Raw genomic sequence first — 23,343 nt, 5'->3', positions numbered from 1 at the left:
GGTGCGCGGCCGGCCCGGGGCGGGCCGGCCGGGGTCGCGGCTAGGGCTGCCCGACGGTCGCGGGGCAGTCCCGCAGCCGGGCGGTGACCTCCCGGTCGATGGCGACGACCTGCCGGTCCGACTCGGCGGCCACCATGGCGTAGAGCCGGCCGCCGAAGCTGCCGCCCTCGCCGCCGGCGGTCCCGGCGGCGTTCACGGTGGCAAAGTTGTTGATCACCAGGCCTGGTCGGTCCGGCCGGTCGGCGAGCACGCCGTCCAGCAGCGCCCGCAGCTCACCGAAGGGCAGCGGCCTGGTCAGCCGCAGCGGGTACTGCCGGGCGAGCGCGACCGTCCCGGGGCCGTACCAGGTCCGGCGCAGCCGCTCCTGGTACGTGGACATGTTGTTGCGCGCGTTGATCTCGACGATCGGGTAGAGCCGGTCGTCGGTGGTGGTCAGGGCATCCACCCCGACCACCCCGAAGTACCCATCGGTGGCGAGCCGGCGGCCGATCGCCTCGGCGGCGGAGCGCACCTGCCGGTGCTGCCCCGGCGTCAGACGCGCCGGCATCCGGTGGCCCTGGTGCACGCCGTCGCTGGTGATCGCCTCCTTGACCACGTCGAAGTGCACGTCGCCGGTGCGGTCGACGGTCATCTGGTAGTTGAGGTCGTGGCGTTTGGGCAGCCACTCCTCCATGATCACGCCGACCCGGCCACCGCTGCGCCGGGCCCGGCGCGCGATCAGGGTATGCAACTGGGCGAGGCGTCGCCGGTCGCGGACGACCATGATGCCCCGGCCGGAGACACCGTAGGCGTCCTTGAGCACGATCGGGCGTCCGGTGTCGAGCCAGCCGCCGGCCCGGCGGACGGCCCGGTCCAGTTCGTCGACGTCGCGGCAGACCATGCCCTCGGCCTGCGGCAGCCCCACCTCGTCGGCGAGCAACCGACTGTAGATTTTGCTGTTGACCTGCTTGCAGACGGCCGCCGCCGGTGCGGCCAGGGGCAGGCCGGCCAGCTCCGCCAGCCGTTCCTCGACCGCCGACACGCCGTGCGGCCACAGCCGCGCGCCGAGGCCGGCCAACCGGCCCAGCGCGGCGACCAGCTGCGGATCGGCCACCGCGTCCTCGCTGACCGTGCGCTGCGGCTGCTGGTCCCGGACGGTCAGCACCCGGGGCAGGGCCACGCCCAGGTCACCGAGGTAGCGCAGGTACTCCTCGTCGGGGGGCGACTTGAGCACGACGTGGTCGTCCGGGCCGGCCAGCAGCAGCGCGCACTCGTCCATCCGGTTGACGATGGCCCGGCTGGCCGGCATGACGATTCCCGGCAGGCCCGGCTCGCCCCGCGCCCAGTGCTCCTCGACCTCGAAGTTGCCGAGCAGGACGAGGGGGCGGTCGGCCGCGCCGGTCAGCGCGGTACGCAGCGACGCCAGGACGTCACCGGTGAGTGTGTGCGGGTGCACGTGTCGCTCCAGGCTCGGGGATCAATGGACGAGGACCATCGCGGAGACAGTGGCGCCGAGCCCCACCGACGTCATCAGGTACGGGTCGCCGGGTTTCAGCCGGCCCTGCGCGCGGGCCAGCTCGTAGGCGGCGAAGGAGTCCGCGGCGAAGCAGTGCCCGGTACGGGGAAGGTTGTCCAGGACCAGCCGCTCGGCGCTGCGGATGTTCAGCAGTCGCAGTACCCGCAGCCAGGACACCCGGTTGACGTTGTGCGGCAGGATCGCCACGATCCGGTCCAGGTCCAGCCCGGCCTCGTCGACAGCCGCCCGGACCACCTCGGCAACCATGGCCGGGTAGTCGTCACGGAAGGCCGCCGCGTCCTGCTCCGACATCCACGGCCCGGCGGAGAACCGGCCGTAGGTGCCGGCCGCGTAGGAGAGCACCCGGTCGCGCTGGCCGTGCGCGTTGACCAGCAGCGCCGAACAGCCCTCCCCCATCACCCCGGTGCCGGAGATGACCTGCGCGGAGGCGGTGAACGCCTTCTCACCGGTGAGCACCAGCGCCAACGCGGCGGGGTCGGGATCGTCGGCCAGCAGTGTGCCGGCCAGGTCCACGGCGAGCAGACCGGAGGCGCAGGCATGCTGGCTGACGGTGAACGTCGTGGCGTGGGCCAGGCCCAGCCGGCGGGCCGCCTCCCGCACCGGGTTGACCGGGTAGGGGGCCACCACCGGCATGGTCCGGGCGTGCAGGACGTAGCGGACCAGTTGCTCGCGGCCCCGCAGCGCGACCAGCCCGGCACCCCCGCCGACCAGCAGATCGGCCAGGCTGCCCTGCGGGTCGAGCCGGACCTCACGGAAGCCGTAGAAGCGCTCGTGCATCCGGATCTGGGCCGGCGAGAAACCGTAGGCGGCGAGGCAGTCACCCGCCGACACCCGGTTCGGTGGCAGGTAGGTGTGCACCGCCTCGATCGAGGTCACCTCGGCCCCCTCCCGCCGTCACCGGTCGTCCGACGATCCGACGGTCCCGGGTCGGGACCGCCCTGCGCCAACGACCCTCCCGCGCCCCGGCCGCACCCGGGAGCCGCCGACGGGCGCACCAAGACCCTGGCCGGACGAGCATGCCCGCAAGCGGGGGTTCTGGGCCCTGGCGTCGGCGCGAAGACTGACCTGGTCCGTCAACCGGATGGGCCAGGTCAGTGGGGAGAGGGTCCGTGTTCATGCCGATGACCATCGCGGGACGTTCCACGCGCTCCCCCGGGCGGATACCGGTGGAGGATCCGGCCACGGCCGACGTCTTCGCCGAAGCGCCGCGCTGCACGTCCGCGCAGCTCGACGACGCCGTCGTGGGCGCGGTCGACGCCTTCGACGCCTGGTCCCGGTCGAGTGCGGACCGGCGGCGGGCGGCGCTGCTGGCCTGCGGTTCGGTGCTGGCGCAGGCGGGTGACGAGTTGGCCGAACTACTCACCGCCGAGCAGGGCAAGCCGTTGCGTCAGGCCCGGGCGGAGGTGGCGCTCGCCGCCGACTGGTTCGGCCACACTGCCGAGCTGTCGCTGTCCCGGCAGCGGCTGGTCGCCGAGGAGGCCACCGAGGTCACCCTGGACCGGACGCCGGTGGGCCCGGTGGCCGCGATCGCCCCCAGCAACTACCCGGTCATCCTGGCCGTCACGAAGATCGCGCCGGCGCTGCTGGCCGGTAACACCGTCGTGCTCAAACCGTCGCCGGTCACGCCGCTGGCCAGTCTGCGGATGGGTCAGCTGCTGGCCGAGGTGCTGCCGCCGGGGGTGTTCAGCACGGTCAGCGGCGACGGTGACCTCGGGTCGGCGCTGGTGGCGCACCCGGCGATCCGGATGGTCTCCTTCACCGGGTCGATCCGCTCCGGCCGGGCCATCGCGCGCTGCGCGGCGGACTCGTTCAAGCGGGTGGTCCTGGAGCTCGGCGGCAACGATCCGTGCATCCTGCTGCCCGGCACGGAGGTCGGCCGGGTCGCCGGGGACATCTTCCGCCGGGCGACCGTCAACAGCGGACAGTTCTGCGCAGCCATCAAGCGGGTGTACGCGCCGTCGGGCCAGGTCGCCGAGCTGACCGAGGCGCTGCGCGCCGAGGCGGCGGCGGTGACCGTCGGCGACGGGCGCGACCCCGGGACCGACCTCGGCCCGCTGGTCAGCCGGGCCCAACTGGAGCACGTCCACCGGCTGGTGGACGCCGCGGCGCGGGCCGGTGGCCGGGTGGTGACCGGCGGGGCGGCCCTGCCCCGGCCCGGACACTTCTACCCACCGACCGTGGTCACCGACCTGCCGCCCGGCACCGACCTGGAACAGGACGAGCAGTTCGGGCCGGTGGTACCGGTCATCGGCTACGACGACCTCGATGAGGCGGTGGCCCGCGCCAACGGCACCCGCTTCGCCCTGGGCGGTTCGGTCTGGGGCGAGCCGGCGGTCGCCCGGGACGTCGCCGCCCGCCTCGACTGTGGCACCACCTGGGTCAACACCCACGGCGACCTGCGCCATGACGTCCCCTTCGGTGGCCTGCGCGACTCCGGCGTCGGCGTCGAGTACGGCCACTGGGGGCTGTTGGAGTACACCCAGATCAAGATCACCCATACCGTGCGGCGGCCCTGAACCGACGGGTGCCGCCGCCGGCCTATCCTCGTGGAGGTCAGCCATGTCCCGCCCCGTCACCCCGTCCCCCGGCCCGCTGCCGGAACCGGACGACATCAGCGCCAACCCGTCGGGCAACCGGCTCTTCGCCGACGTCCTCACCGTCCGGCTCTCCCGCCGGACCGCGCTCACCGGCGGCGTGGTGGCGGCGGCCGGCTTCCTGGGCGCTGGCGCGGCCGGCGGCGAGGCGGCAGCCGCCGGCGGGGCGCGGCAGCGTCGGCGGCTACTGGGTTTCCAGCCGGTCGAGATCAGCTCGGCGGACACCCTCACCGTTCCTGACGGCTACACCGCGCAGGTGCTCATCCCCTGGGGCACCCCGATCCGCGCGAACGGGCCGGCCTGGCGTCGGGACGCCGCCAACACCGCAGCCGAGCAGGCCCAGCAGATCGGCATGAGCCACGACGGCATGCGGTTCTTCCCCCTGGGCCCCGACCGTGGCCTGCTGGTCCTCAACCACGAGTACGCCGACCAGCTGCTGCTCTTCCCCGACGGGGACGCGGTGATGACGGCGGAGAAGGTCGCCAAGTCGTTGGCGGCGCACGGGGTCAGCGTGGTGGAGGTGGCGCTGCGCCGGGGGCGGTGGGAGCTGGTGGACTCCCGGCTCAACCGGCGCGTCACCATGGCCACCCCGGTACGCTTCGCCGGCCCGGTCGCCGGCGACCACCCCTCGTTGCGTACCGGGGCCGAGCCGCGCGGGACGCTGAACAACTGCTCGTGCGGCGCCACCCCGTGGGGCACCTACCTCACCTGCGAGGAGAACTGGAACGAGTACTTCGCCACCGACGACCCGAGCTGGGTACCCACGCCGGAGCAGGCCCGCTACGGCGTGACCCGGGAAGGCTACGGCTACCGGTGGCACCAGGGGGATCCGCGCTTCGACCTCGCCGCCACCCCGCACGAGGTCAACCGGTTCGGGTGGGTGGTGGAGATCGACCCGCGTGACCCCACGGCGAAGCCGGTGAAGCGCACCGCGCTGGGCCGGATCAAGCACGAGACCGCCACGGTGACCGAGTCCCGGGGACGGGTGGTCGTCTACACCGGCGACGACCAGGTCGGCGAGTACATCTACAAGTTCGTCAGCGCCGGCCGCTGGCGGACGATGCGGGCCACCGGCCGGCACCCGCTGGACCACGGCACCCTCTACGTCGCCCGGTTCGACGACGACGGCACCGGTCGCTGGCTGGCGCTGGCCCACGGCACCGGCCCGCTGACCGTGGCCAACGGCTGGCGCGACCAGGCCGACGTGCTGCTCCGGACCCGGCAGGCCGCCGACGCGGTCGGCGCCACGCCGATGGACCGACCGGAGTGGATCGCGGTGCACCCGCACACCAACGAGGTGTACGCCACGCTGAGCAACGGCCCCGGTTTCCCGAACGCGGCCAATCCCCGGCAGCCCAACCCGTTCGGGCACATCGTGCGGTGGCGCGAGCGGCACGGCGACGCCACCGCCACCACCTTCGAGTGGGACATCTTCCTGCTGGCCGGTGACCCCGCCTTCGACCCGAGCGTGCCGCTCGACGCGGCGGGGATGTTCGGTTCACCGGACGGGCTCGCCTTCGACGGCGACGGACGGTTGTGGATCCAGAGCGACATCTCCAACTCGTCGCTGAACAACCCCCGGACGTACTACGTCAATCTGGGCAACAACGCGGTGCTGGCGGCGGACCCGGTCACCGGGGAGGTGCGCCGCTTCGCGGTCGGGCCGCGCGGTTGCGAGATGTCCGGGATCTCCTTCACCCCGGACCACCGGACCATGTTCGTCAACGTCCAGCACCCGGGTGAGGCGGTGGCCACCATGGACCGGCCCACCCCGCAGAACCCACGGGCGGTGAGCAACTGGCCCGACGCCGACCCGGACGGGCGGCCCCGCTCGGCGACCGTGGCGATCCGTCGCCGCGACGGTGGGGTGATCGGTCGCTGACCCGGCGGCGTCGTGGGCCGGGGGACACCGCTCCCCGGCCCACGACGCCGCCCACCTACAGACCGCAGAGCCGGTGGACCGCAGAGCCGCAGGACCGGACCGGTGGACCGGGCAGCCAGCCACCGGCCAGCAGACGAGCGGGCGGCTCAGCCGGTCGGCGGCACGGCGGCGGTCTTCGACCGGCGGGGCCGGCCACCACCGCCGACGGCGGCGGCCAGGTCCCGGGCGGCGTCCGCCACGACCTGCTGCGCGTGCGCCGCGTCGGCCCCCGGGGCCAGCAACGACAGCACCGGCTGGCGGAACCCCAGCCCGCGTACCGACGTCGGGTAGATCCGCACCCCGTCGGCCCAGAGCCGGGCGAGCACCGGCCGCACGTCGTCGAGGTAGGACAGCGGCCCCCGGGTGCCGAGGGTGACCGCGTCGTGGGAGAAGACCACGCGCTCCGCCGGCCCCCAGCGGTCCAGCAGGGCGATCGCCGGCATGGCGCCGCTGCGCCGGGCGTTGATCTCGGTGACGTGGTAGGCGCCGTCGTCGGCCAGGACGAAGTCCACGCACATCCAGCCGCGGAAGCCCCGGGCGTGCGCGGCGGCCCCGATGCTCCGGCCGATCCGGGTCATCCGGTCCGCCTCCGCCCGGGGCACCGAGCCGGGTCCGACGTGCACCCCCTGCACCCGGGCGACGTCCACCGCCATCGCGGTGGGCACGATCTCCCGGACCCCCTCGTCGTCGATGCACAGGTCCACCGCCGGGCAGCCGATTCCCGGGCGGTGCGGCACGAACCGCTGCACCAGCAGCGGGAAGGTGCGCAGGAAGGGGTCCCGCTCCACGGCGGTCCACAGCGCCCCGACGCCCGGGGCGTCGCGGCGCAGCACCACCGAGCCGTCGCCGCCGACGCCGTACGGGCTGCGCACGATGACCTGGTCGTGCAGGGTCAACAGGTGCTCGACCGCGCCGCGCAGCTCGACGTCGTCGACCACCAGCAGCCCGGACGGCACCCGCACCCCGGGCACGTCCCGGGCCAGGTCGAGACAGCTCAGCTTCGAATCCAGGTGCCGGCTGACCCAGTAGTCCCGCTCCGGCACCCCGTCCAGGCGCACCGTCAGGCCCCAGCCGCGCAGGGCCGCCGCGAGCAGGAAGACCTCCGGCGTCGCCCCCCAGGTGACCAGCCGTACCTCGTCGTGGCCGGTCAACAGGGCGCGCAGCCGGGCCAGCGCCGCGCCGTCGCGCAGCAGGTCCCTCGCCACCATCCCGCTGGCGGGGACCGGCGAGACGACCGGCGGCGTCGGCTCGTCCAGCAGCCGGTGCACGTCGGCGTACCAGTGCGGGTCGTGGCCCTGCGGCAGCACCAGCACCCGCCGGCCGCTGCTCCAGTAGACCGCGTAGTCGCCGAGGTGACCGGCGACCCGGGTGACCACGTCGGTGACGGCCGGGCCCAGCCGTACGGTCGGGTTGCGGGTGTTGAACTCGGCCACGTTGGGCACGACGACGTCGATCGGCTCTGTCATGCGCACCTTCCCGTCAGGGCTGCCGTACCGGCAGGTCGTCGGCGGTCACCGCGGTCAGTTCGGGGTGGCCGATGGGCGGCAGGACGGCGGCGAGCCGGCGGGCCACCGCCAGCGTCGTGCGGTCCTGCAGGTAGTCACCGGCCACCGCGATGCCGATCGGCAGGCCCCGCGAGTCGCGGCGGACCGGCACCACGGTGGACGGCAGATAGCTGACCCCGGTCAGGCCGGCCCAGACGATCTGGTCCCAGTAGGGGCGGATCACCCCGTCGACGGTGACGGTGCGCTCCCCGAACGGCCGGTGGTCGTGCCGGGCGGCCAGGTTCGGCGCCACCGGCAGCAGGATCGCGTCGTAGCCGGCGAAGAACTGCCGCCACCGGGCCCGCAGCCGGTTCCGCTGGTCGTCGGCCTCCACCCAGTCGCGGTACCGCTGGGCGACGTGCTCGCCGCCGAGGACCGCGCTGGGCGCACGCCGCCCGGCGGCGATCTCGTCGACGTCCTCGGCGGAGTGCTCGGGCATCGCCACCGACGCCAGCAACCGCCGGAAGACACCGTCGCTGCCGGCGAGCCGTACCCCGGAGGGGCGGGCCTCCTCGACGACGACGCCGCTGTCGGCGAGCCGGTCGGCGGCGTCCCGCAGCGCGGCCCGGACCTCGGTGTCCACCGGGCAGTACGGGTCGTCGAACCAGGCCGCGACCCGGCGCACCGGACGCGGCGGCGGCAGCGACAGCCGCCACGCCGCGGCGTCCCAGGGATGCGCCACGGCGATCGCCGTCAGGGCGGTCTCCAGATCCTCCACGGTGCGGGCGATCGGGCCGACCACGGCGATGTCGGCCTCCCGGGGCTTGAACGGGTAGGGCGGCACGTGGCCGACCATCGGCACCGCCCGGTAGCTGGGCTTGTGGCCGAACACGCCGCAGACGCCGGCCGGCACCCGGATCGAGCCGGCCACGTCGGAGCCGAGCTCCAGCGGGGTGAATCCGGCCGCGACGGCACCGGCCGCGCCACCGGAGGACCCGCTGGTGGTGTACCCCGGATGCCACGGATTGCGGGCCACGCCGAACAGCTCGTTGTAGGACTGCAGGTCACCCGAGCCGGTCGGCACGTTGGTCTTGCCGAACACGACCACCCCGGCGGCCCGCAGCGCGGCCACCGCCGTGGCGTCCTCGCGGGGCTGATAGGTACGCAGGTCGGCCAGGCCCCCGGTGGTACGCAGGCCGGCGGTGGCGAGACAGTCCTTGATCGTCACGGCCACCCCGTGCAGGGGGCCCCACCGCTCCCCCCGGGCGGTCGCCTCGTCGGCCTGTCGGGCGCGTTCCCGCGCCCGCTCGTCGATGGTGACGACCAACCCCAGCCCGGCGTTGTGCCGGTCGATCCGGGCAAGCTGGGCGTCGAGGCACTCCCGGGCCGAGATGCGACGCGCGGCGATCGCGTCGGCCACCTGCCGCGCCGACCACCAGCACGGATCCGGGCCAGCCTGTCCAGCATCGGGCACCGTACGCCACCTCGTTCCGCTGTCGTCGTCAGGTCGTCGCCCACCCAGTCTTCGCGCCGGTCGTGGGCGAGCGCACCCCTCTCTTCAGCCCCCGATCGGCCATGGCCAAGCGGGGCCGGACGGCGGACGACCGGCTGCCCGCCGGACCGGAACCCGGGCCGCCCGTCGGGGCAGGGTCGGTGGGCCGCCCGTCGGGGCAGGGTCGGTGGGCCGCCCGTCGGGGCAGGGCGCAACGGCGGCCGTCGGCGGTTGGTCGGCGACGGCCCGGCTGGCCCAGGATCGCAGCGACCCCACCAGCGCCGGCGCGGCACCCCGTCCCGGCCCCGTCGCGAAGGTGCGCCGATGACCATGCCAGGAACGCGGGCCCCGGAGCCCGGCCGCCCGACCATGCGGGCGGTCGTCTACCACGGCCCGGGAGCGGTACGTGTCGACGAGGTGGAACTGCCGCGGCTGCAGCACCCGCGCGACGTGATCGTCCGGGTCACCCGCACCGCCGTGTGCGGCACCGACCTGCACCCGTACCGGGGGGAGCTGCCGGGGTTCGCGCCCGGCACGGTGCTCGGGCACGAGTTCGCCGGCACCGTCCACGAGGCCGGGGCGCAGGCCCCCTTCGCCGTCGGCACCCGGGTCTTCGCCTCGGACGTGGTGGCCTGCGGGCGCTGCGCGGCGTGCGCCCGTGGTTGGCACTACCAGTGCCCGGCAGTGACCCTGTTCGGGTACGCCGACGTGGTGGGCACGCCGCTGGCCGGCGGGCAGGCCGAGTTCGTCCGGGTGCCCTTCGCCGACGTGGTGCTCGCCGCCACCCCCGACGACGTCACCGACGAGCAGGCCCTCTTCGTCGGTGACGTGCTGACGACCGGGCTGGCGGCGGTGCACGGCGCGCGGGTGGCCCCCGGTGACCTGGTCGCCGTGGTCGGCGCGGGCCCGGTCGGGCTGCTCGCCGGGCTCTGCGCGGTGACCGCCGGCGCCGCCCGGGTGGTGGTCGCCGACCCGACGCCGGCCCGGCGAGACCGGGCGGCCGACTTCGGGTTCACCGCGGTCGCCCCGGAGCAGCTCGACGAGGCGGTACGCGCCGGCGGTGGCCGCGGCGCGGACGCGGTCATCGAGGCGGTGGGCACCGATGCGGCGCTCGACTGCGCGGTACGGGCCGCCGCCGCGCACGCCACCGTCTGCGCGGTGGGCGCGCACCATTCCACCGCCATGCCCTTCCCCACCGGGCTCGCCTTCGCCCGGGAGCTGACGGTGCGCTTCGCCGTCGGGGATCCGATCCGGATGCGGGCGCCGGTGCTGGCGCTGATCCGGTCCGGTCGGCTGGATCCCAGCCGGATCGTCACACACCGGCTGCCGCTGACCGACGCCGGGTCGGCTTACCGGCTGTTCGACCGGCAGGAGGCGTTCAAGGTGGTGCTCTGCGTCGACCCGCCGACCCCGCCGGCCTGACCCCCACCGGCTCGGGTCGGACCGGGCGGGAGCCGGCGGGCGGGACGGCACCGGGGTCTCCCGGGTGAGGCGCAGGCGATGCACCAGCCGGGGCCGCCGCCCGCACCGCGCTCGGGCACGGGCGGGTGGCGGCCATCAGCGGTCCGTCCTCAGGCGGCAAGGGGGATGGGGACGACCTCCCGCTCGGCGAGGAAGTCCGGCCGCGGGCTCGCCACCGGCCGGGGCGCGTTGCGGACACCGTTGTAGACCATCAGCAGCATCGCCCGGTCGAACGGTGACAGGTTCGGCGACGAGGCGTGCAGCACGTTCGGGTGGAACATCAGCACGGACCCCGCCGGCCCCTTCGGGCTGACCAGCCCGCCCTGGTTGGCCAACCGGCGGATGACGGCCCGGTCGACCTGGAACTTCTCGGTGGCGGTGAGGGTCGCCAGCCAGTTCGGTCCGTCCTCGTAACCCGCCGGCATGCCCTCGGTGTCGGTGCCGGCCAGCAGCCCGTGCCGGTGCGAGCCGGGGATGAACGTCAGCGGGCCGTTGAACTCGTTGACCTCGTCCAGGAACACCGTGACGTTGACCAGGTCCGGCGTGGGGATCCCGTCACGGTCCCGCCAGTTGATGTAGTCCTGGTGCCACTCCCACTGGTCGCCGGCGAAGGCCGCCTTCAGGTTGACCTTCGACTGGTGCACGTACACTTCGTCGCCGAGCAACTGCCGGGCCGCCCCGGCCAGCTGCGCCGACCGGCTGACCCGGGCCACCACCGGATCGGTGCGGTGCGGTCCGTACACCGATCGGACGGTGACCCCGTCGCGCTCCAGGACCCGCTGCGGCCCTTCCTGGGCCAGGATCCGGGGGGTGGCCTCGACCAGTTCGGCCAGCAGATCGGCGGGCAGGTGGTGCGCGGGCAGCAGGAGGAACCCGTCGCGGTGATAGTCCGCCACCATCTCGGCGGTCAGCGCCGTGGGCTCTGCACTGGGCCGCGCGGCATCGATCCCGGCCATCTGCGCTCCCTTCTCGTATGCGAACGGAACCCCGCCGGTGTCCGGCGGTGTCCGGCTGGTCGGGGCCCGGCCACCGCGTGGCGGGCCCCGGTATCCCCGCTAGTCAACCTCCATCGTCGCGGCGGGTCTGCTCCTCATTGCGACCTGGTCAGCTGGGCAGGTCGACTGCGCGCGCCTCCTGCGCTTCCGCTGGGCGGCCGGCACGCACAGGGTGGAAACGTGCCGCGTCGGGGCCTGCCGGTCCGCCGATGCCTGAACGATCTCGCCGGGAGAGTGAGTCCGATGAGCAGCACCGAGTTCGAAGCCGGCGACCTCGACGAGGTCACCCTGACCGACGACGAGGCCGCCCTGATGCGCGGCCTGTGCGCCGAGGCCGTCGAAGCCATCGGCAACGCGGACCTGGGCACCCAGGCGACCATGACCACCGTGGAGTTGCTCGGTTGCCGGCTGCCCGAACGCCTGGTCGCAGCCCTGGTGACCTTCCGCTGCGTCGGCAGCCCGGGTGGCGCGCTGCTGGTGCGCAACGTGCCGGTCGACGATCGGCTGCCCACCACACCCACCGACGGCTACCTGCCGGACTGGCGTGCGGCCGGCATCGCGACGGCCGCCCAGCTGATGGTCATGTCCCACCTGGGCAACATCATCGGGTACGCCGACGAGAAGCGCGGCCGGGTCGTGCAGGACGTCGCCCCGATCGCCGGGGCGGAACACCAGCAGGAGAACAGCGGCTCGGCCTACCTGGAGCTGCACACCGAGAACGGTTTCCACCCGTTCAAGCCGGACTTCCTGAGCCTGCTGTGCCTGCGCCCCGACCACGACCGCAGCGGTCAGACGCTTACCGGAGCGGCGACGCGGGTGCGGTCCCGGCTCTCCGAGTCCTGTGTGGCCGTGCTGCGCCAGCCGTTGTTCCGGATCCAGTTCAGCAGTTCCTTCGCCCAGCTCGGTTCCACCGGCTACTCCGAGCCGGTGGCGGTGCTGTCCGGCCCGGCGGACGACCTGGAGCTGACCGCCGACTTCCACGCCATGGAACCGATGACCCGGACGGCCCGCCATGCCCTCGACGAGTTGGACGCCGTGCTGACCGCGTCGCTGACCTCGGTGGCGCTGGACGTCGGCAGCCTGCTGGTGGTCGACAACTGGCGGGCCGTGCACGGACGTACCGGATTCACCGCCCGCTACGACGGCACGGACCGCTGGCTGCGCCGGTGCTTCGCGGTGGCCGACCTGCGGCGTTCCCGGGCGGTCCGGGCAGCCGGCTCGCGGGTGTTCGCGCCGCTGACCGCCATCCTGGCTGACCGGTCGCCCGTGCAGTCGCCGGCGCCGCTGTCCGGCGGCACCGGCTCGACCATCTCGGCATGAAGGGCCCACGATGCGTCGTTTCATCACCACGCTGGACGAGTTGACCGCCCGACCGCCCCGGCACCTGGTGCTGCTGTACTCCGGTGGTCTGGACGGCACCTACCTGCTGCACCTGCTCCGGGACGCGCCGGTCGACACGACCGCGCTGAACGTCCGCATCGGTGCGCCGGACGGCGACGGCCGGGCCCGGGAGCTGGCCGCCCGGTTCGGCGCGGCATACCAGGAAGCCGACGTCACCGACGAGTTCTTCACCGAGGCGCTGCCCGCCGCGATCCACGCCGACGCCTACTACCAGGGCCAGTTTCCGGTCGGGTCCACGTTGAGCCGACCGCTGATGGCGCGGGCGGCGGTCCGGGTGGCCCGGACGGTCGGCGGCGACGCCGTCGGGCACACCGCGACCTACATGCAGAACAGCACGGCCCGGATCGGGCGCTCGGTCGCCGCGCTGGACCCGGAGCTGCACGTCGTCGCGCCGTTCCTGGGCTCGAACGTGACCCGGGCGCAGAAGCAGGCCCGGCTGGCGGAGGCAGGCGTCACCCTGCCCGACGCCGTGCACAGCGTCGACGTCAACCCGTGGGCCCGGGTCATCGAGAACGGCAGCCTGGAGACCCCGGAGAACCGGCTCGACGAGTCGGTGTTCACCCTCACCCGGGACGCGGTCGACTGCCCCGCGGAGCCGGCCGAGCTGACCCTGGCCTTCGCGGCTGGGCTGCCGGTGGCCCTGAACGGGGCCCCGCTGCCGTTGCACGATCTGGTGCCCCGGCTCACCGAGCTGGCCGGCCGGCACGGCGTCGGCCGGTACTCCGGGCTGGAGGACACCGCGTTCGGGGTGAAGAACCACGAAGTCCGGGAGTCACCGGCGGCGACGGTCATCACGACCGCGCACCGGGCGCTGGCCAACGCCGTCCTCGGCCCGCGCGAACACGCGGTACGGGCGCAGCTCTCCACCGAGTGGACCACCACGGCGGTGCAGGGCGGCTGGTTCAGCCACCTCGGGCGTACGCTGCGGCGGTGCCTGACCGAGCTGGACGAGCCGTTGACCGGCACCGTGCAGCTGCGGCTGTACCGGGGTGCGGTGACGGTGCTGAAGCTGGCCACGCCGCACGGGTTGCACTACGCCCGGCTCGGCGTCGACTTCCACCACTGGATGGACGACTACGGGTACGGCTCCTGGCACCAGCTGATGACCCTCGCCGACACCGCCCGCACCGCGGTCGACGGCACCGCACCCGATCGGAGCGAACGTCGATGAACACACCGGCACCGCAGCCGTCCCCGACCGCAGCCGGGTCCGCCGCCCGGCTGGTCGACCTGTCGCACGTGGTGCGGCACGGCATGACGACCTACCCGGGTCTGCCCGGCCCGCACATCGAGGACCACCTGTCGCGGGAGGAGTCCCGGGCCCGGTACGCGCCGGGCACCGAGTTCCAGATCGGTCGGATGACCCTGGTGGCGAACACCGGGACGTACCTGGACGCGCCGTTCCATCGCTTCGCCGACGGCGGCGACCTGTCCCAGGTGCCGCTGTCGCGGCTGGTGGACGTGCCGGGCGTGCTCGTCGACGTCGGGTCCACGCCGACGCCGGGCATCGGCGCGGACGCGTTCGCCGGCTGCGCCGTCAGCGGCCGGGCCGTGCTGATCCGCACCGGCTGGGACCGGCACTGGGGCACCGAGGCGTACGGTGCGCCCGGTCATCCGTTCCTGACCGCCGAGGCGGTCTCCTGGCTCGTGTCGCAGGGGCCGGCGGTGGTCGGCATCGACTCGGTGAACATCGACGACATGGCCGACCTGCACCGGCCGGCGCACACCGGCCTGCTGGCCACCGGCATCCCGATCGTCGAGCACCTGTGCGGGTTGGCGGCGCTGCCGGCGGAGGGTTTCCGCTTCCACGCCGCGCCGGTCGCCGTGGCCGGCATGGGCACCTTCCCGGTCCGGGCGTACGCGCTGGTCGACCCCGTCTGATCCGGACCGCGTACGCGCCGGTGGGCCGCCATCCGTGACGGATGGCGGCCCACCGGCGCGTACGCGGCAGGGCGCTGGTCGGTCACTGCGCAAGTCAGGAGATGAGCGTCCCCGCCTGCCGATAGCACGATGGGTCTGTAGCCGATGGAGGTCGGCGGAGACGACTCACGCCATCCGGCGGGGGTCGACGTGCGGGGGCGACCCGGACGCACGAGGGCCGGCGGACGCCCGGCTCGTCCGCCGCCGCGGCTCGCACGGGCCGGGGCGGGCGCGTTCGGCGACGCGACTACCACCCTAGTCCAGGCGTCCCCGCGCCGCCGCCTCGCCGATCGGGCCTAGCCGATCGACGAGGGTACGACGTCCGCCGCCGGCCTCGGCACATCTCTGGCGACACAGTGGAGGTAATGACATGCACGGCATGCTGGAGGTCGACCACGACACGATGACCGTCGCGGTACTGGTGGACAACGAGGTTTTCGGCAGGGGCATCGAGGCGGTGCTCGGCAGCGTGCCGGAAGTGTCGACCGTGCACCGGTGCGGGTCGCGGGCGGACTACGAGACGCTGTCGCGGTTCGGTGGGATCGACTTCCTCATCGTCGCGCCGCCGGAGGCGCACTGGCTGGAGAACGAAGGCCGGGCGGTACGCGGCAGCACCCACGTCATTCTGCTGGTCGACGAGGCGACCACCACCAACGTCACCCAGCTCGCCTCGATGCCGGTGGACGGCTTCGTGTCCCAGCAACGCCTCACCGCCGACCTGCTCAGCGACACCCTGCGGCGCAGTCGTCGCGGGGAGCTGCCGATGCCGCCCGCGCTGACCCGTGCCCTGCTCGCCCGGGCCGACGAGCCAGGGCCGGGCACCCGTACCCGGACGGTGAACCTGACCGCCCGGGAGACCGAAGCCCTCACCCTGCTGGTGAAGGGGTTGAGCAACAAGCAGATCGCCCGCCGGTTGTCCATCTCCAGTCACGGCGCGAAGCGGCTGGTGGCGAGCCTCATGCTCAAGCTTGACTCGCCCAACCGGACCACCGCCGCGATCAACGCCATCCGGGCCGGCCTGGTGCAGTGCGACTAGCGCCCGGCGCCGTGCCAGGTCGACACCCGAGCGACCATCCGCGCCGCACCCGGTAGTGCCGAACCGGCTCGACCTCCACCACCGGGTCAGGCCGACCAGGACGGATCGGGGCGGACAGGTGGCAGCGACAGTGCGGTATCCCGATGGACCGAGCCTGACCTGCGAGGTCTACGTCGAGACGAGCCCGGCACAGCTCTGGGGCTGGTGACCGACAGCCACCTTCCACCCCGGCTGAGCCCCGAGTTGCAGCGGGTGCAAGCTCTTCGCGCTCACGCCCGAGTCGACCGGCACCCGGCTGGGCCATTCGGTGCGGATCGACCCCGGCCGCTCCGGGCTGAGCCTGGTCATCGACGAGGCTCCAGAGCACGAGGAGACGATCGTCGCGTCCCGTCTCGGCGAGCCACGCACCAGCATGGAGCTGCCTGCACGGCATCAAGGCCCTGGCGGAGTGACGGCACCCCGGTCGGGGCGGGCGCGCGTCGCGTCCGTCCCGACCGGGCGGATGGTCACGCCGGGTCACTCCTGCAACACGGACAGGATGTTGCCGGCCGGGTCGCGGAACCAGGCGATCGGAGGGCCCTCGCCCCGGTAGATCCCCTTGGCGTCGACGTGGTCGTACGCCTCGAACCGCACGCCCCGGCCGACCAGCATGTCCACCGCCTGCTCGATGTCGTCGACCGGGAAGTTGAGTATCGTGTAGGTGGCGGGCTGGTGCTCGGGCTTGGGGTACACGAGCACCTCTCGACCGCCGGCCAGCCGCAGGTGGAGCATGCCGTACTCCTCGTAGACGTCGAGGCCCAACGTCTCGCCGTAGAACCTCCTCGCCGCCGGGATGTCGTCGACGGAGAATCCGTTGAACGCCGGCGAGAGCGCCAACGCCTCACCCGCCGGCGGCCGGTCACCCTGCTGTGCCGCGAGGTACTCCTCGCTGAGCTGGATGACCTGGACGTAGTTGCCGTCCGGGTCGAGCAGCGTGCCGAACAGCCCGTCCTCGCGTTCCTCCAGGGGCGCGAGCCACACCACCCCCATGGTGTCGAGGTGGGCGGCGACCGCGCGGGCGTCGTCGACCTCGAAGTTGAGGATCATGCGACCCGGTTCGGCGTTCTTGCCGGCGATGTCGTCACGACCGTCCACCAGCATGTCGAACCCGCCGAAGTCGAGAAACCCCGACGGCGTCACCGTCGGGGAGAAGGCGGCGACGTACCAGGCGCGCAGGCGTTCGGGATCGGTGGTGCCAAGCAGGATGCTGCCGAGCCGAAGTCGTGCCATGTGCTCCTCCTCGTGACGTTCCCTGTGGTCCTCTGCTGCGTCTATAACACGAACGCGGAAGGCTCTCGCCGCACCACGCTGCGCGGGGGCGGGCCGGGACGGCTCAACCCGGTGCGGCGGCACCGGTCCGCCGGGCGAGCGCGTCGGTCAGGTGGACGGACCGGCCGATGCGGTGCGCCTCCGCCAGCAGGGCCTCACCCCAGCGGGGCCAGAGCCCGGCCAGCCGGGAGGTGAGGACCACGGTGTCCGCCGCGTCGTCGTCCAACGGGGTACGCAGGCCGATCGTGTGGTGCCCCACGTGCGGGGTGCCGGCGGTCGCCTCGGCCAGCAGGCCCGCGTCGAAGTCCAGCAGGGTCGCGGCGGGCAGGGCCGCCGGCACCCGGCCACCCGCGCCGACGACGACCAGCCGGCCGGTCAGGTCCAGACGGGGCAGCTCGGTTGCCAGCTCGTCGGCGACGTCGATCAGGCGCGCGCGATCCGTCCAGGAGAGCAGGACCTGGTAGCTGAGCTCCAGGTCCAGCGGGCTGGCGCGCTGCATCAGCCGCCAGACGATCTCGATGGGCGGCTCGGGGTGCTTCGCCGTCAGCCGACGCAGGTTGACCATGCAGTCGGCCATGAGCGCGTCCATGTCCCGCTCGTGCGGGGCGTGCAGCGCCCACGCCTGCCGGCTGAGGCGGATGCCGACGCCGTCCTTGAACATCCGGTAGGCGAACTCCAGATCCTCCAGGCCCCAGCCGCGGAAGTCCTCGTCGAAGCCGCCCAGCCGCCGGAAGTCGTCGGCGCGCAGGGAGCAGTTCATCCCCCAGAAGAGCACCCACGGTGCGGCCAGCCGCCCGAGGTCGAAGTCACAGTCGACGAACTGCGGTTGACGGGTGTCGGCGAAGCTCGGGTCGCCGGTAAACCGGGCGACGACCTGCTCGGGCGGCAGCTCGGCGGCCGCCGACGACAGGCCGGGCGTGGTGACCCCGCCGATGTCGTACCCGTAGACGTAGCCGGCCACCGCCGTGCGCTCCCCGCCGACGTGCGCGGCGAGGTGACCCGCCAGGTAGTCCGGTCCGACGAAGGCGCCGGTGTCCAGGAACACCAGGATCGGGGCCGTGGCCAACCCGGCGCCGGCGTTACGCGCCGCACCCACCCGGTAGCCCTCGTCCGGCTGGAAGTGGTACCGGATGCGCAGCGTCCGCGCCGCCTCCCGCACCACCGCACGGGTGTCGTCGGACGACCCGTCGTCGGCGACGATGACTTCGAACGAGTCCGTCGGCAGCCGCTGACGCGCCAGGTTTCCCAGGGTCTGCCGGAGCATCCGGCTGCGGTTGAAGGTGGGGATGACCACCGACAGGTGCGCGCCGTTGCGGATTGAGGTCGACATGTCACCCTCCGAGTTGGCTCACCGGTCACCAGTCTGTCGACCGGGCTCCGCCGGCACATCTCGCAGCTTGCCGTCCTGCGCCGACCCGCGGCGGCGGAGAACCCCGGCGGCGGCGGGCGGCGACGCCCACCGGGCGCCGGGCCGGCACGCGCCGGACCGTCACTGGTAGGCCCTGGCCTGGAGCGCGTACAGCTCGGCGTACTGGCCGCCGGCGCGGACCAGCTCGGCGTGGCTGCCCACCTCGGCGATCCGGCCGTCGCGCACGACGATGATCCGGTCCGCCATCCGGACGGTGGAGAACCGGTGCGAGACGAGCACGGTGATCGCACCGGTCACCGCGGCGACCCGGCGGGACTGTTCGGCGTACCGTTCGAACAGGCCGTGCTCGGCCTCCGGATCCAGCGCCGAGGTGGGCTCGTCGAGCACCAGCAGCAGCGGGGTCTGGCGCATCAGCGCCCGGCCGAGCGCCAGCTTCTGCCACTGTCCACCGGAGAGTTCCGCGCCGTCGGCGTACCTCTTGCCGAGCGGGGTCTCCAGCCCGCCCGGCAGGTGGTCGAGCAGGTCGGCGCCCCGGGCGCGGTCCAGCGCCGCCCGCACCGCAGCGGCGTCGTCGATCTGGGCCAGGTCGCCCACGCCCACCGCCTGCCGGGCGAGCAGCTCGTAGCGGACGAAGTCCTGGAAGCCGGCGGCGATCCGCTGCCGCCAGGCCTCGATGGGCAGCTCGCGCAGGTCAACGCCGTCGACCAGCAGCCGGCCCCGGGTCGGCTGGTAGAAGCCGCACAGCAGCTTGACCAGGGTGGTCTTGCCGGCTCCGTTCTCGCCGACGACCGCGACGACGGACCCGGCGGGCAGGGCGAGGTCGACACCGCGCAGCGCGACCGCGTCGCTGGCGGGGTAGCTGAACTCGACGTCGTCGAAGACGATGCCGGCCCGTAGCCGCTCCGGCGGGGGGTGACCGGCGGACGTCGGGTCGGGCCCGGCGACCGTGGCGCTGATCTGTTCCAGCCGGCGGTAGGTGCTAGCCATCCGGTAGAGGTCCTGCATCAGCGCGACCGCCGTGGTGACCTGCTGGTTGACCTGGGCGGCGAGGGCCACGGCGAGCACCACCGCGCCGACGCTGTGCCGCCCGGTGGTGGCGTCGCGCAGGATCAGCAGGACGCCGCCCACGTACGCGGCGGCGAAGACCAGCTGCCCGGCCACCTGGGTGACGGCGGCCGCGGTCCGCGCCCGGTGCAGCCCGGCGGTGGCGTTCGCCCACAACTCGGCACGCCGGTGGCGCAGCTGCTCCTCCAGCCGGAAGACCCGTACCTCGCCGGCGTGGCGGGAGGAGGTGGCCAGGCCGAACAGGTTGAGCGAGAGGCGGACGGACTCGGCGTTGGCGGTCTTGGCCGCGTCGAGCCGCCGCTCGGCCAGCCGCCCGGTGTACAGCGGGGGGATCGCCGCCAGCGGCAGCAGCAGGAGCAGCGGGTGCAGCCGGGCCAGCAGCACGGCGGTCACCACCATGGCGAGCACCAGGCTCACCCCGCCGAACAGCGCCTCCAGCCCGGTGCGGAAGCGGCGGCCCTCGTGTTGCAGGACGGTCAACGAGTCGGCCTGCTCGGCCTGCTCGTGGTGGGCGATGCCGACAGCCCCGTTGGAGAGGGCGATCAGTTTGCGGTCGAAGTCGATCTCGGCGAGTTCGGACAGTTCGAAGTAGAGCACGTGGGCGAAGTGGCTGAAGGTGAGCGAGACGATGGCCGCGACGGCGACCAGGACGCCGTACAGCGCCCCGTCGCGCCAGCGCCCCGCCACCACGGCGTCGGTCATCGCGCCGAGGCCGACGGCGAGCAGGGGCGCCGCGACCGCGCCGCAGGCCATCAGGACGATCGAGGCGATCGTGCGGGCGCGGTCCATCCGCCAGGCGGTGCCCAGGAGCTGCCGACAACCGGCGAGTACGTTGATCACGTCGCCACCTCCTCGGGCTGCGCGGTGCCGGTGAACCTGTCGGCCTGCAACCGGAACAGCCGGGCGTACCGGCCGTCGAGGGCGACCAGTTCGTCGTGGCTGCCCTGCTCGGCGACCTTGCCGTCGGTCAGCACGACGATGTGGTCGGCCTGCCGCACGGTGGAGAAGCGGTGTGAGATCAGCAGGGTGGTGGCACCCTGGGTCAGTTCGGCGAACTCGTCGAAGAACCGGGCCTCGGCGCGGACGTCGAGACTCGCGGTGGGCTCGTCGAGGACCACGACGGGTGAGCCGTGGCGCAGCGCGAACAGGGCACGGGCCAGCGCCACCCGCTGCCACTGCCCGCCGGACAGGTCGGTGCCGCCGGCGGTCTGCTTGGTCAACGGCGTGTCCAGCCCCCGGGGCAGCCGGCCCAGGTCGTCGGCTATGCCGGCGGCCCGGGCCGCGTGCTCGATGCCCTCGCGGTCGTCGGCCGCCTCGATCGCGCCGTAGCCGATGTTCACCGCGGCCGAGATCTCGTAGCGGGCGAAGTCCTGGAAGATGACGCCGAGCTTGCGACGCCACTGCACGACCGGGTACGTGCGGATGTCGACCCCGTCGACCCGGATCGCGCCGCCGGTCGGCTCGTAGAGCCGGGCGAGCAGCTTGACCAGGGTGGTCTTGCCGGCCCCGTTGAGGCCGACGATCGCCGTGCAGCGGCCCACCGGGATCGTCAGGTCGAGCTGGTCAAAGACGAGCCGGTCCTGCCGGGGGTAGGAGAAGGACACCTGGTCGAAGTGGATCGTGGCGACCGGGTCGGGTACGGCGGCCGGCGCGACCGCGGCCGGCTGGGCCGGATCCCCGTCGCGCACCTCGGCCGGGTACGCGTCGACCCGCTCCGCGAACCGCCCGACGGCATCGTAGGCGGTCATTCCCACGGCGATCTGGTTGTCCGCCTCGGGATAGAACTCCGACAGCCGCAGCGCACCGAGGCTGGCCTGCATGACCAGCGCGAACCCGGTGAGGGTGAGCTGCTCGGCCGCGGCGGTCCCGGTGAAGGCGAAGACCATGCCAGTGAGCACCAGCCCGACCACCGCGTACCGGAAGAAGGGCCAGAGATAGAGCCGTCGGCGGGCTACCCACAGGGGAGCCAGCCAGGACCGGTACGCCTCTTCGAGCGTCGAGGTCAGCCAGCCGGCGAGCCCGAAGATGCGGATCTCCTTGCCGGCCGCCGGCTGGATGCCGAGGTCACGCAGGTAGTCGATCCTGCGTTCGGGCCCGTCGAGGGCGTAGCGCAGCCGGGAGTAGTGGCGGATGCCGTTGCGCTGGCCGTAGCGGAACAGCAGCACCACCACGACCAGGGCCAGGGCCGCCCACCAGGCGAACGCGAGCGCGATGACCGCCGCATAGCCGATCAACTGCACGTACCGAGCGCCGAGGCCGAGCAGGCCGGCGCAGGCCTGGCCGGGGCTCTGGAAGCCGTACTGCACCTCGGCGACGGCCGCCCTGAGGTCCTGCAGCGCCGCCTGGTCCTCCAGCGGCGCGATGCCCCGGGAGCGCAGGGCGGCGGCCATCAGCTCGTCGAACATCTGCCCGTCGATCCGGCGGGCCACCAGTTCGCCGAGCGAGCCCTGGAAGGGCGCGACGATCTGCTGGCCGACGAAGGCCGCCGCGGCCACCGCGAAGATGGCCAGCACGGTGCGCCAGACCGCCGAGCCCGTGCCGCCGGCGACCGCCTCGGGCACCCGGCCGAGCAGTTCGCTCGTGGCGACCACGAAGACCACCGGCAGGACACCCAGCAGCACGTTGATCGTGGCGAGGCCGACGACCAGCCCCATCCCGGCGCGCGGCAGGATCTTCACGATGCTCCACCGCTTGGCGAGCTCCGCCAGCGCGGTGTTCCACCAGGTCGTCACCGGGCGTGCTTCCCGTCCATCCGGGTGGCGGCAGGCGGCAGGCGGAGCGCGGCGATCACGTCGTTGATGTTGAACGGGTGGATCGTCGGGGCAGCCAGCAGCAACGGCATCACCGGGGAGCGATACTTCTCGATCATGCAGTGGTAGTTGACCATCATGCTCTTCAGGTTCTGCGCGAAGTCCTTGGGATGCGGGTAGTGCACGGCGCTGGCGGCCCGGTCGAGCACGAAGCGGGCGTCGTCGCAGTGCAACCGGTAGGCCAGGTCCAGGTCGTCGCCACCGGTGTTGCGGAAGCTCTCGTCGAACATCCCCACGTCGCGGAGTTGGCTGGTACGCGCCGAGACGTTGCATGTCCAGTACATGATCCAGGGGGCCGGCAGGTCGGCGAAGTCGTCGTGGTAGCGACGGTAGAACTCGTCACGCACGTCGGGATGCTCCCCCCGGGCGGCGAACCCGGCGATCGTCGCGTCGGCGTCCCACGGGTCGATCATCCGCTCCAACTCACTGTCGTCGCCGTCGAGGGTGAAGCCGTAGACGTAGCCGATGACCGCGAGCGGGTCGGGCGTCGACTCGTGGCGGGCCAGGTGCGCGGCGAGCAGGCCGGAGTGCGCCATGACGCCGGAGTCGAGCAGCACGCAGATCTCACCCGTCGCGCGCCGGATGCACCGGTTGCGGGCCCGGGTGACCCCGACGCCGTCGTGCTCCTGGAAGAGGTGGTGCAGGTCGAGCCGGTCCCGGTACCGGTCGATCACCGACGCGGTGTGGTCGGTGGACCCGTCGTCGCCGATCAGGACCTCGAACCGGTCGGTCGGCAGGCTCTGCCGGCTCAACGACTCCAGTGTGTAGGCGAGCAGGTCGGCCCGGTCGTAGGTCGGGATCACCACGCTACAGCGCCGCGAGTTGGCCATCTTGTCTCCTGGTGGTCAGCGGCTCGACCGAGGCCCGCCCCCGGCGGTGCCCGCCCCGCCCACACGTGTCACCACGTGTGGGCGGGCAGCAGTGCCGGGAACCGGAATCCGCGCGGGCGACATGCGCGGCAATCGATCGAG

General features: G+C 73.3%; 17 protein-coding genes. 7 read left to right on the top strand and 10 right to left on the bottom strand.

Features of this window, described 5'->3' with window-relative positions; all coding sequences use genetic code 11:
• Window positions 1–40 precede the first annotated feature (40 nt).
• Both ACN267_RS03665 and ACN267_RS03660 read right to left on the bottom strand, forming a co-directional pair.
• Window positions 41–1,435 carry an ATP-grasp domain-containing protein gene (locus ACN267_RS03665; protein ID WP_204959026.1) on the bottom strand — a complete coding sequence of 465 codons (1,395 nt, stop codon included), beginning with the start codon at window positions 1,433–1,435 and terminating at the stop codon, window positions 41–43.
• Window positions 1,436–1,456: 21 nt separating this feature from the next.
• Window positions 1,457–2,392, bottom strand: a complete 936-nt coding sequence (locus tag ACN267_RS03660; protein ID WP_421487908.1) for a 3-oxoacyl-[acyl-carrier-protein] synthase III C-terminal domain-containing protein — start codon at window positions 2,390–2,392, stop codon at window positions 1,457–1,459.
• Window positions 2,393–2,631: 239 nt separating this feature from the next.
• On the opposite strand from ACN267_RS03660, the gene ACN267_RS03655 reads away from it, so the two are divergent.
• Complete coding sequence (locus tag ACN267_RS03655; RefSeq protein ID WP_204959028.1) at window positions 2,632–4,032, top strand: aldehyde dehydrogenase family protein; 1,401 nt, start codon at window positions 2,632–2,634, stop codon at window positions 4,030–4,032.
• A 43-nt stretch (window positions 4,033–4,075) separates the two neighbouring features.
• Window positions 4,076–5,992, top strand: a complete 1,917-nt coding sequence (locus ACN267_RS03650; protein WP_204959029.1) for a PhoX family protein — start codon at window positions 4,076–4,078, stop codon at window positions 5,990–5,992.
• 146 nt (window positions 5,993–6,138) lie between these two features.
• Here ACN267_RS03650 and ACN267_RS03645 read toward each other — a convergent pair whose 3' ends face one another.
• Window positions 6,139–7,497, bottom strand: a complete 1,359-nt coding sequence (locus ACN267_RS03645) for a hypothetical protein (RefSeq protein WP_421487907.1) — start codon at window positions 7,495–7,497, stop codon at window positions 6,139–6,141.
• A gap of 13 nt (window positions 7,498–7,510) precedes the next feature.
• Window positions 7,511–8,989, bottom strand: coding sequence for an amidase family protein (locus ACN267_RS03640; protein ID WP_421487906.1), 1,479 nt, complete (start codon window positions 8,987–8,989; stop codon window positions 7,511–7,513).
• A gap of 342 nt (window positions 8,990–9,331) precedes the next feature.
• On the opposite strand from ACN267_RS03640, the gene ACN267_RS03635 reads away from it, so the two are divergent.
• Window positions 9,332–10,429: an alcohol dehydrogenase catalytic domain-containing protein gene (locus ACN267_RS03635; RefSeq protein ID WP_421487905.1), complete on the top strand. Its 1,098-nt coding sequence runs from the start codon at window positions 9,332–9,334 to the stop codon at window positions 10,427–10,429.
• Window positions 10,430–10,578: 149 nt separating this feature from the next.
• Here ACN267_RS03635 and ACN267_RS03630 read toward each other — a convergent pair whose 3' ends face one another.
• The gene (locus ACN267_RS03630; RefSeq protein WP_421487904.1) at window positions 10,579–11,424 is read right to left on the bottom strand and encodes a phytanoyl-CoA dioxygenase family protein; all 846 of its coding nucleotides are present in this window, start codon (window positions 11,422–11,424) and stop codon (window positions 10,579–10,581) included.
• Between the two features lie 282 nt (window positions 11,425–11,706).
• Here ACN267_RS03630 and ACN267_RS03625 point away from each other — a divergent pair, with 282 nt between their 5' ends.
• The 4 genes from ACN267_RS03625 to ACN267_RS03610 all read left to right on the top strand — a co-directional run bounded on the left by ACN267_RS03625 (window position 11,707) and on the right by ACN267_RS03610 (window position 15,820).
• Window positions 11,707–12,783, top strand: coding sequence for a TauD/TfdA family dioxygenase (locus tag ACN267_RS03625; protein WP_204959034.1), 1,077 nt, complete (start codon window positions 11,707–11,709; stop codon window positions 12,781–12,783).
• Window positions 12,784–12,793: 10 nt separating this feature from the next.
• The gene (locus tag ACN267_RS03620) at window positions 12,794–14,035 is read left to right on the top strand and encodes an argininosuccinate synthase domain-containing protein (RefSeq protein ID WP_204959035.1); all 1,242 of its coding nucleotides are present in this window, start codon (window positions 12,794–12,796) and stop codon (window positions 14,033–14,035) included.
• On the top strand, window positions 14,032–14,745 hold the full coding sequence (locus ACN267_RS03615) for a cyclase family protein (protein ID WP_204959036.1): 714 nt from the start codon (window positions 14,032–14,034) through the stop codon (window positions 14,743–14,745). Before ACN267_RS03620 ends, ACN267_RS03615 begins: the two co-directional genes overlap by 4 nt.
• A gap of 409 nt (window positions 14,746–15,154) precedes the next feature.
• Entirely contained in the window at window positions 15,155–15,820 is a 666-nt protein-coding gene (locus tag ACN267_RS03610; RefSeq protein ID WP_204959037.1) for a helix-turn-helix transcriptional regulator, read from the top strand.
• Between the two features lie 516 nt (window positions 15,821–16,336).
• Here ACN267_RS03610 and ACN267_RS03605 read toward each other — a convergent pair.
• From ACN267_RS03605 to ACN267_RS03585, 5 genes are all read right to left on the bottom strand, one after another.
• The gene (locus tag ACN267_RS03605; protein ID WP_204959038.1) at window positions 16,337–17,089 is read right to left on the bottom strand and encodes a VOC family protein; all 753 of its coding nucleotides are present in this window, start codon (window positions 17,087–17,089) and stop codon (window positions 16,337–16,339) included.
• A gap of 103 nt (window positions 17,090–17,192) precedes the next feature.
• The gene (locus ACN267_RS03600) at window positions 17,193–18,458 is read right to left on the bottom strand and encodes a glycosyltransferase (protein WP_281895998.1); all 1,266 of its coding nucleotides are present in this window, start codon (window positions 18,456–18,458) and stop codon (window positions 17,193–17,195) included.
• A 159-nt stretch (window positions 18,459–18,617) separates the two neighbouring features.
• Entirely contained in the window at window positions 18,618–20,402 is a 1,785-nt protein-coding gene (locus tag ACN267_RS03595; protein WP_204959040.1) for an ABC transporter ATP-binding protein, read from the bottom strand.
• Entirely contained in the window at window positions 20,399–22,294 is a 1,896-nt protein-coding gene (locus ACN267_RS03590; protein WP_421487903.1) for an ABC transporter ATP-binding protein, read from the bottom strand. The genes ACN267_RS03595 and ACN267_RS03590 overlap by 4 nt, the downstream gene beginning before the upstream one ends.
• Window positions 22,291–23,202 carry a glycosyltransferase gene (locus ACN267_RS03585; protein WP_204959041.1) on the bottom strand — a complete coding sequence of 304 codons (912 nt, stop codon included), beginning with the start codon at window positions 23,200–23,202 and terminating at the stop codon, window positions 22,291–22,293. The genes ACN267_RS03590 and ACN267_RS03585 overlap by 4 nt, the downstream gene beginning before the upstream one ends.
• Window positions 23,203–23,343: the final 141 nt, after the last annotated feature.

The organism is Micromonospora sp. WMMD734 (genome assembly GCF_049178975.1).
In the GTDB taxonomy this organism is placed as follows: domain Bacteria; phylum Actinomycetota; class Actinomycetes; order Mycobacteriales; family Micromonosporaceae; genus Micromonospora; species Micromonospora wenchangensis.
This window is presented reverse-complemented; position numbering and strand designations above follow the sequence as displayed.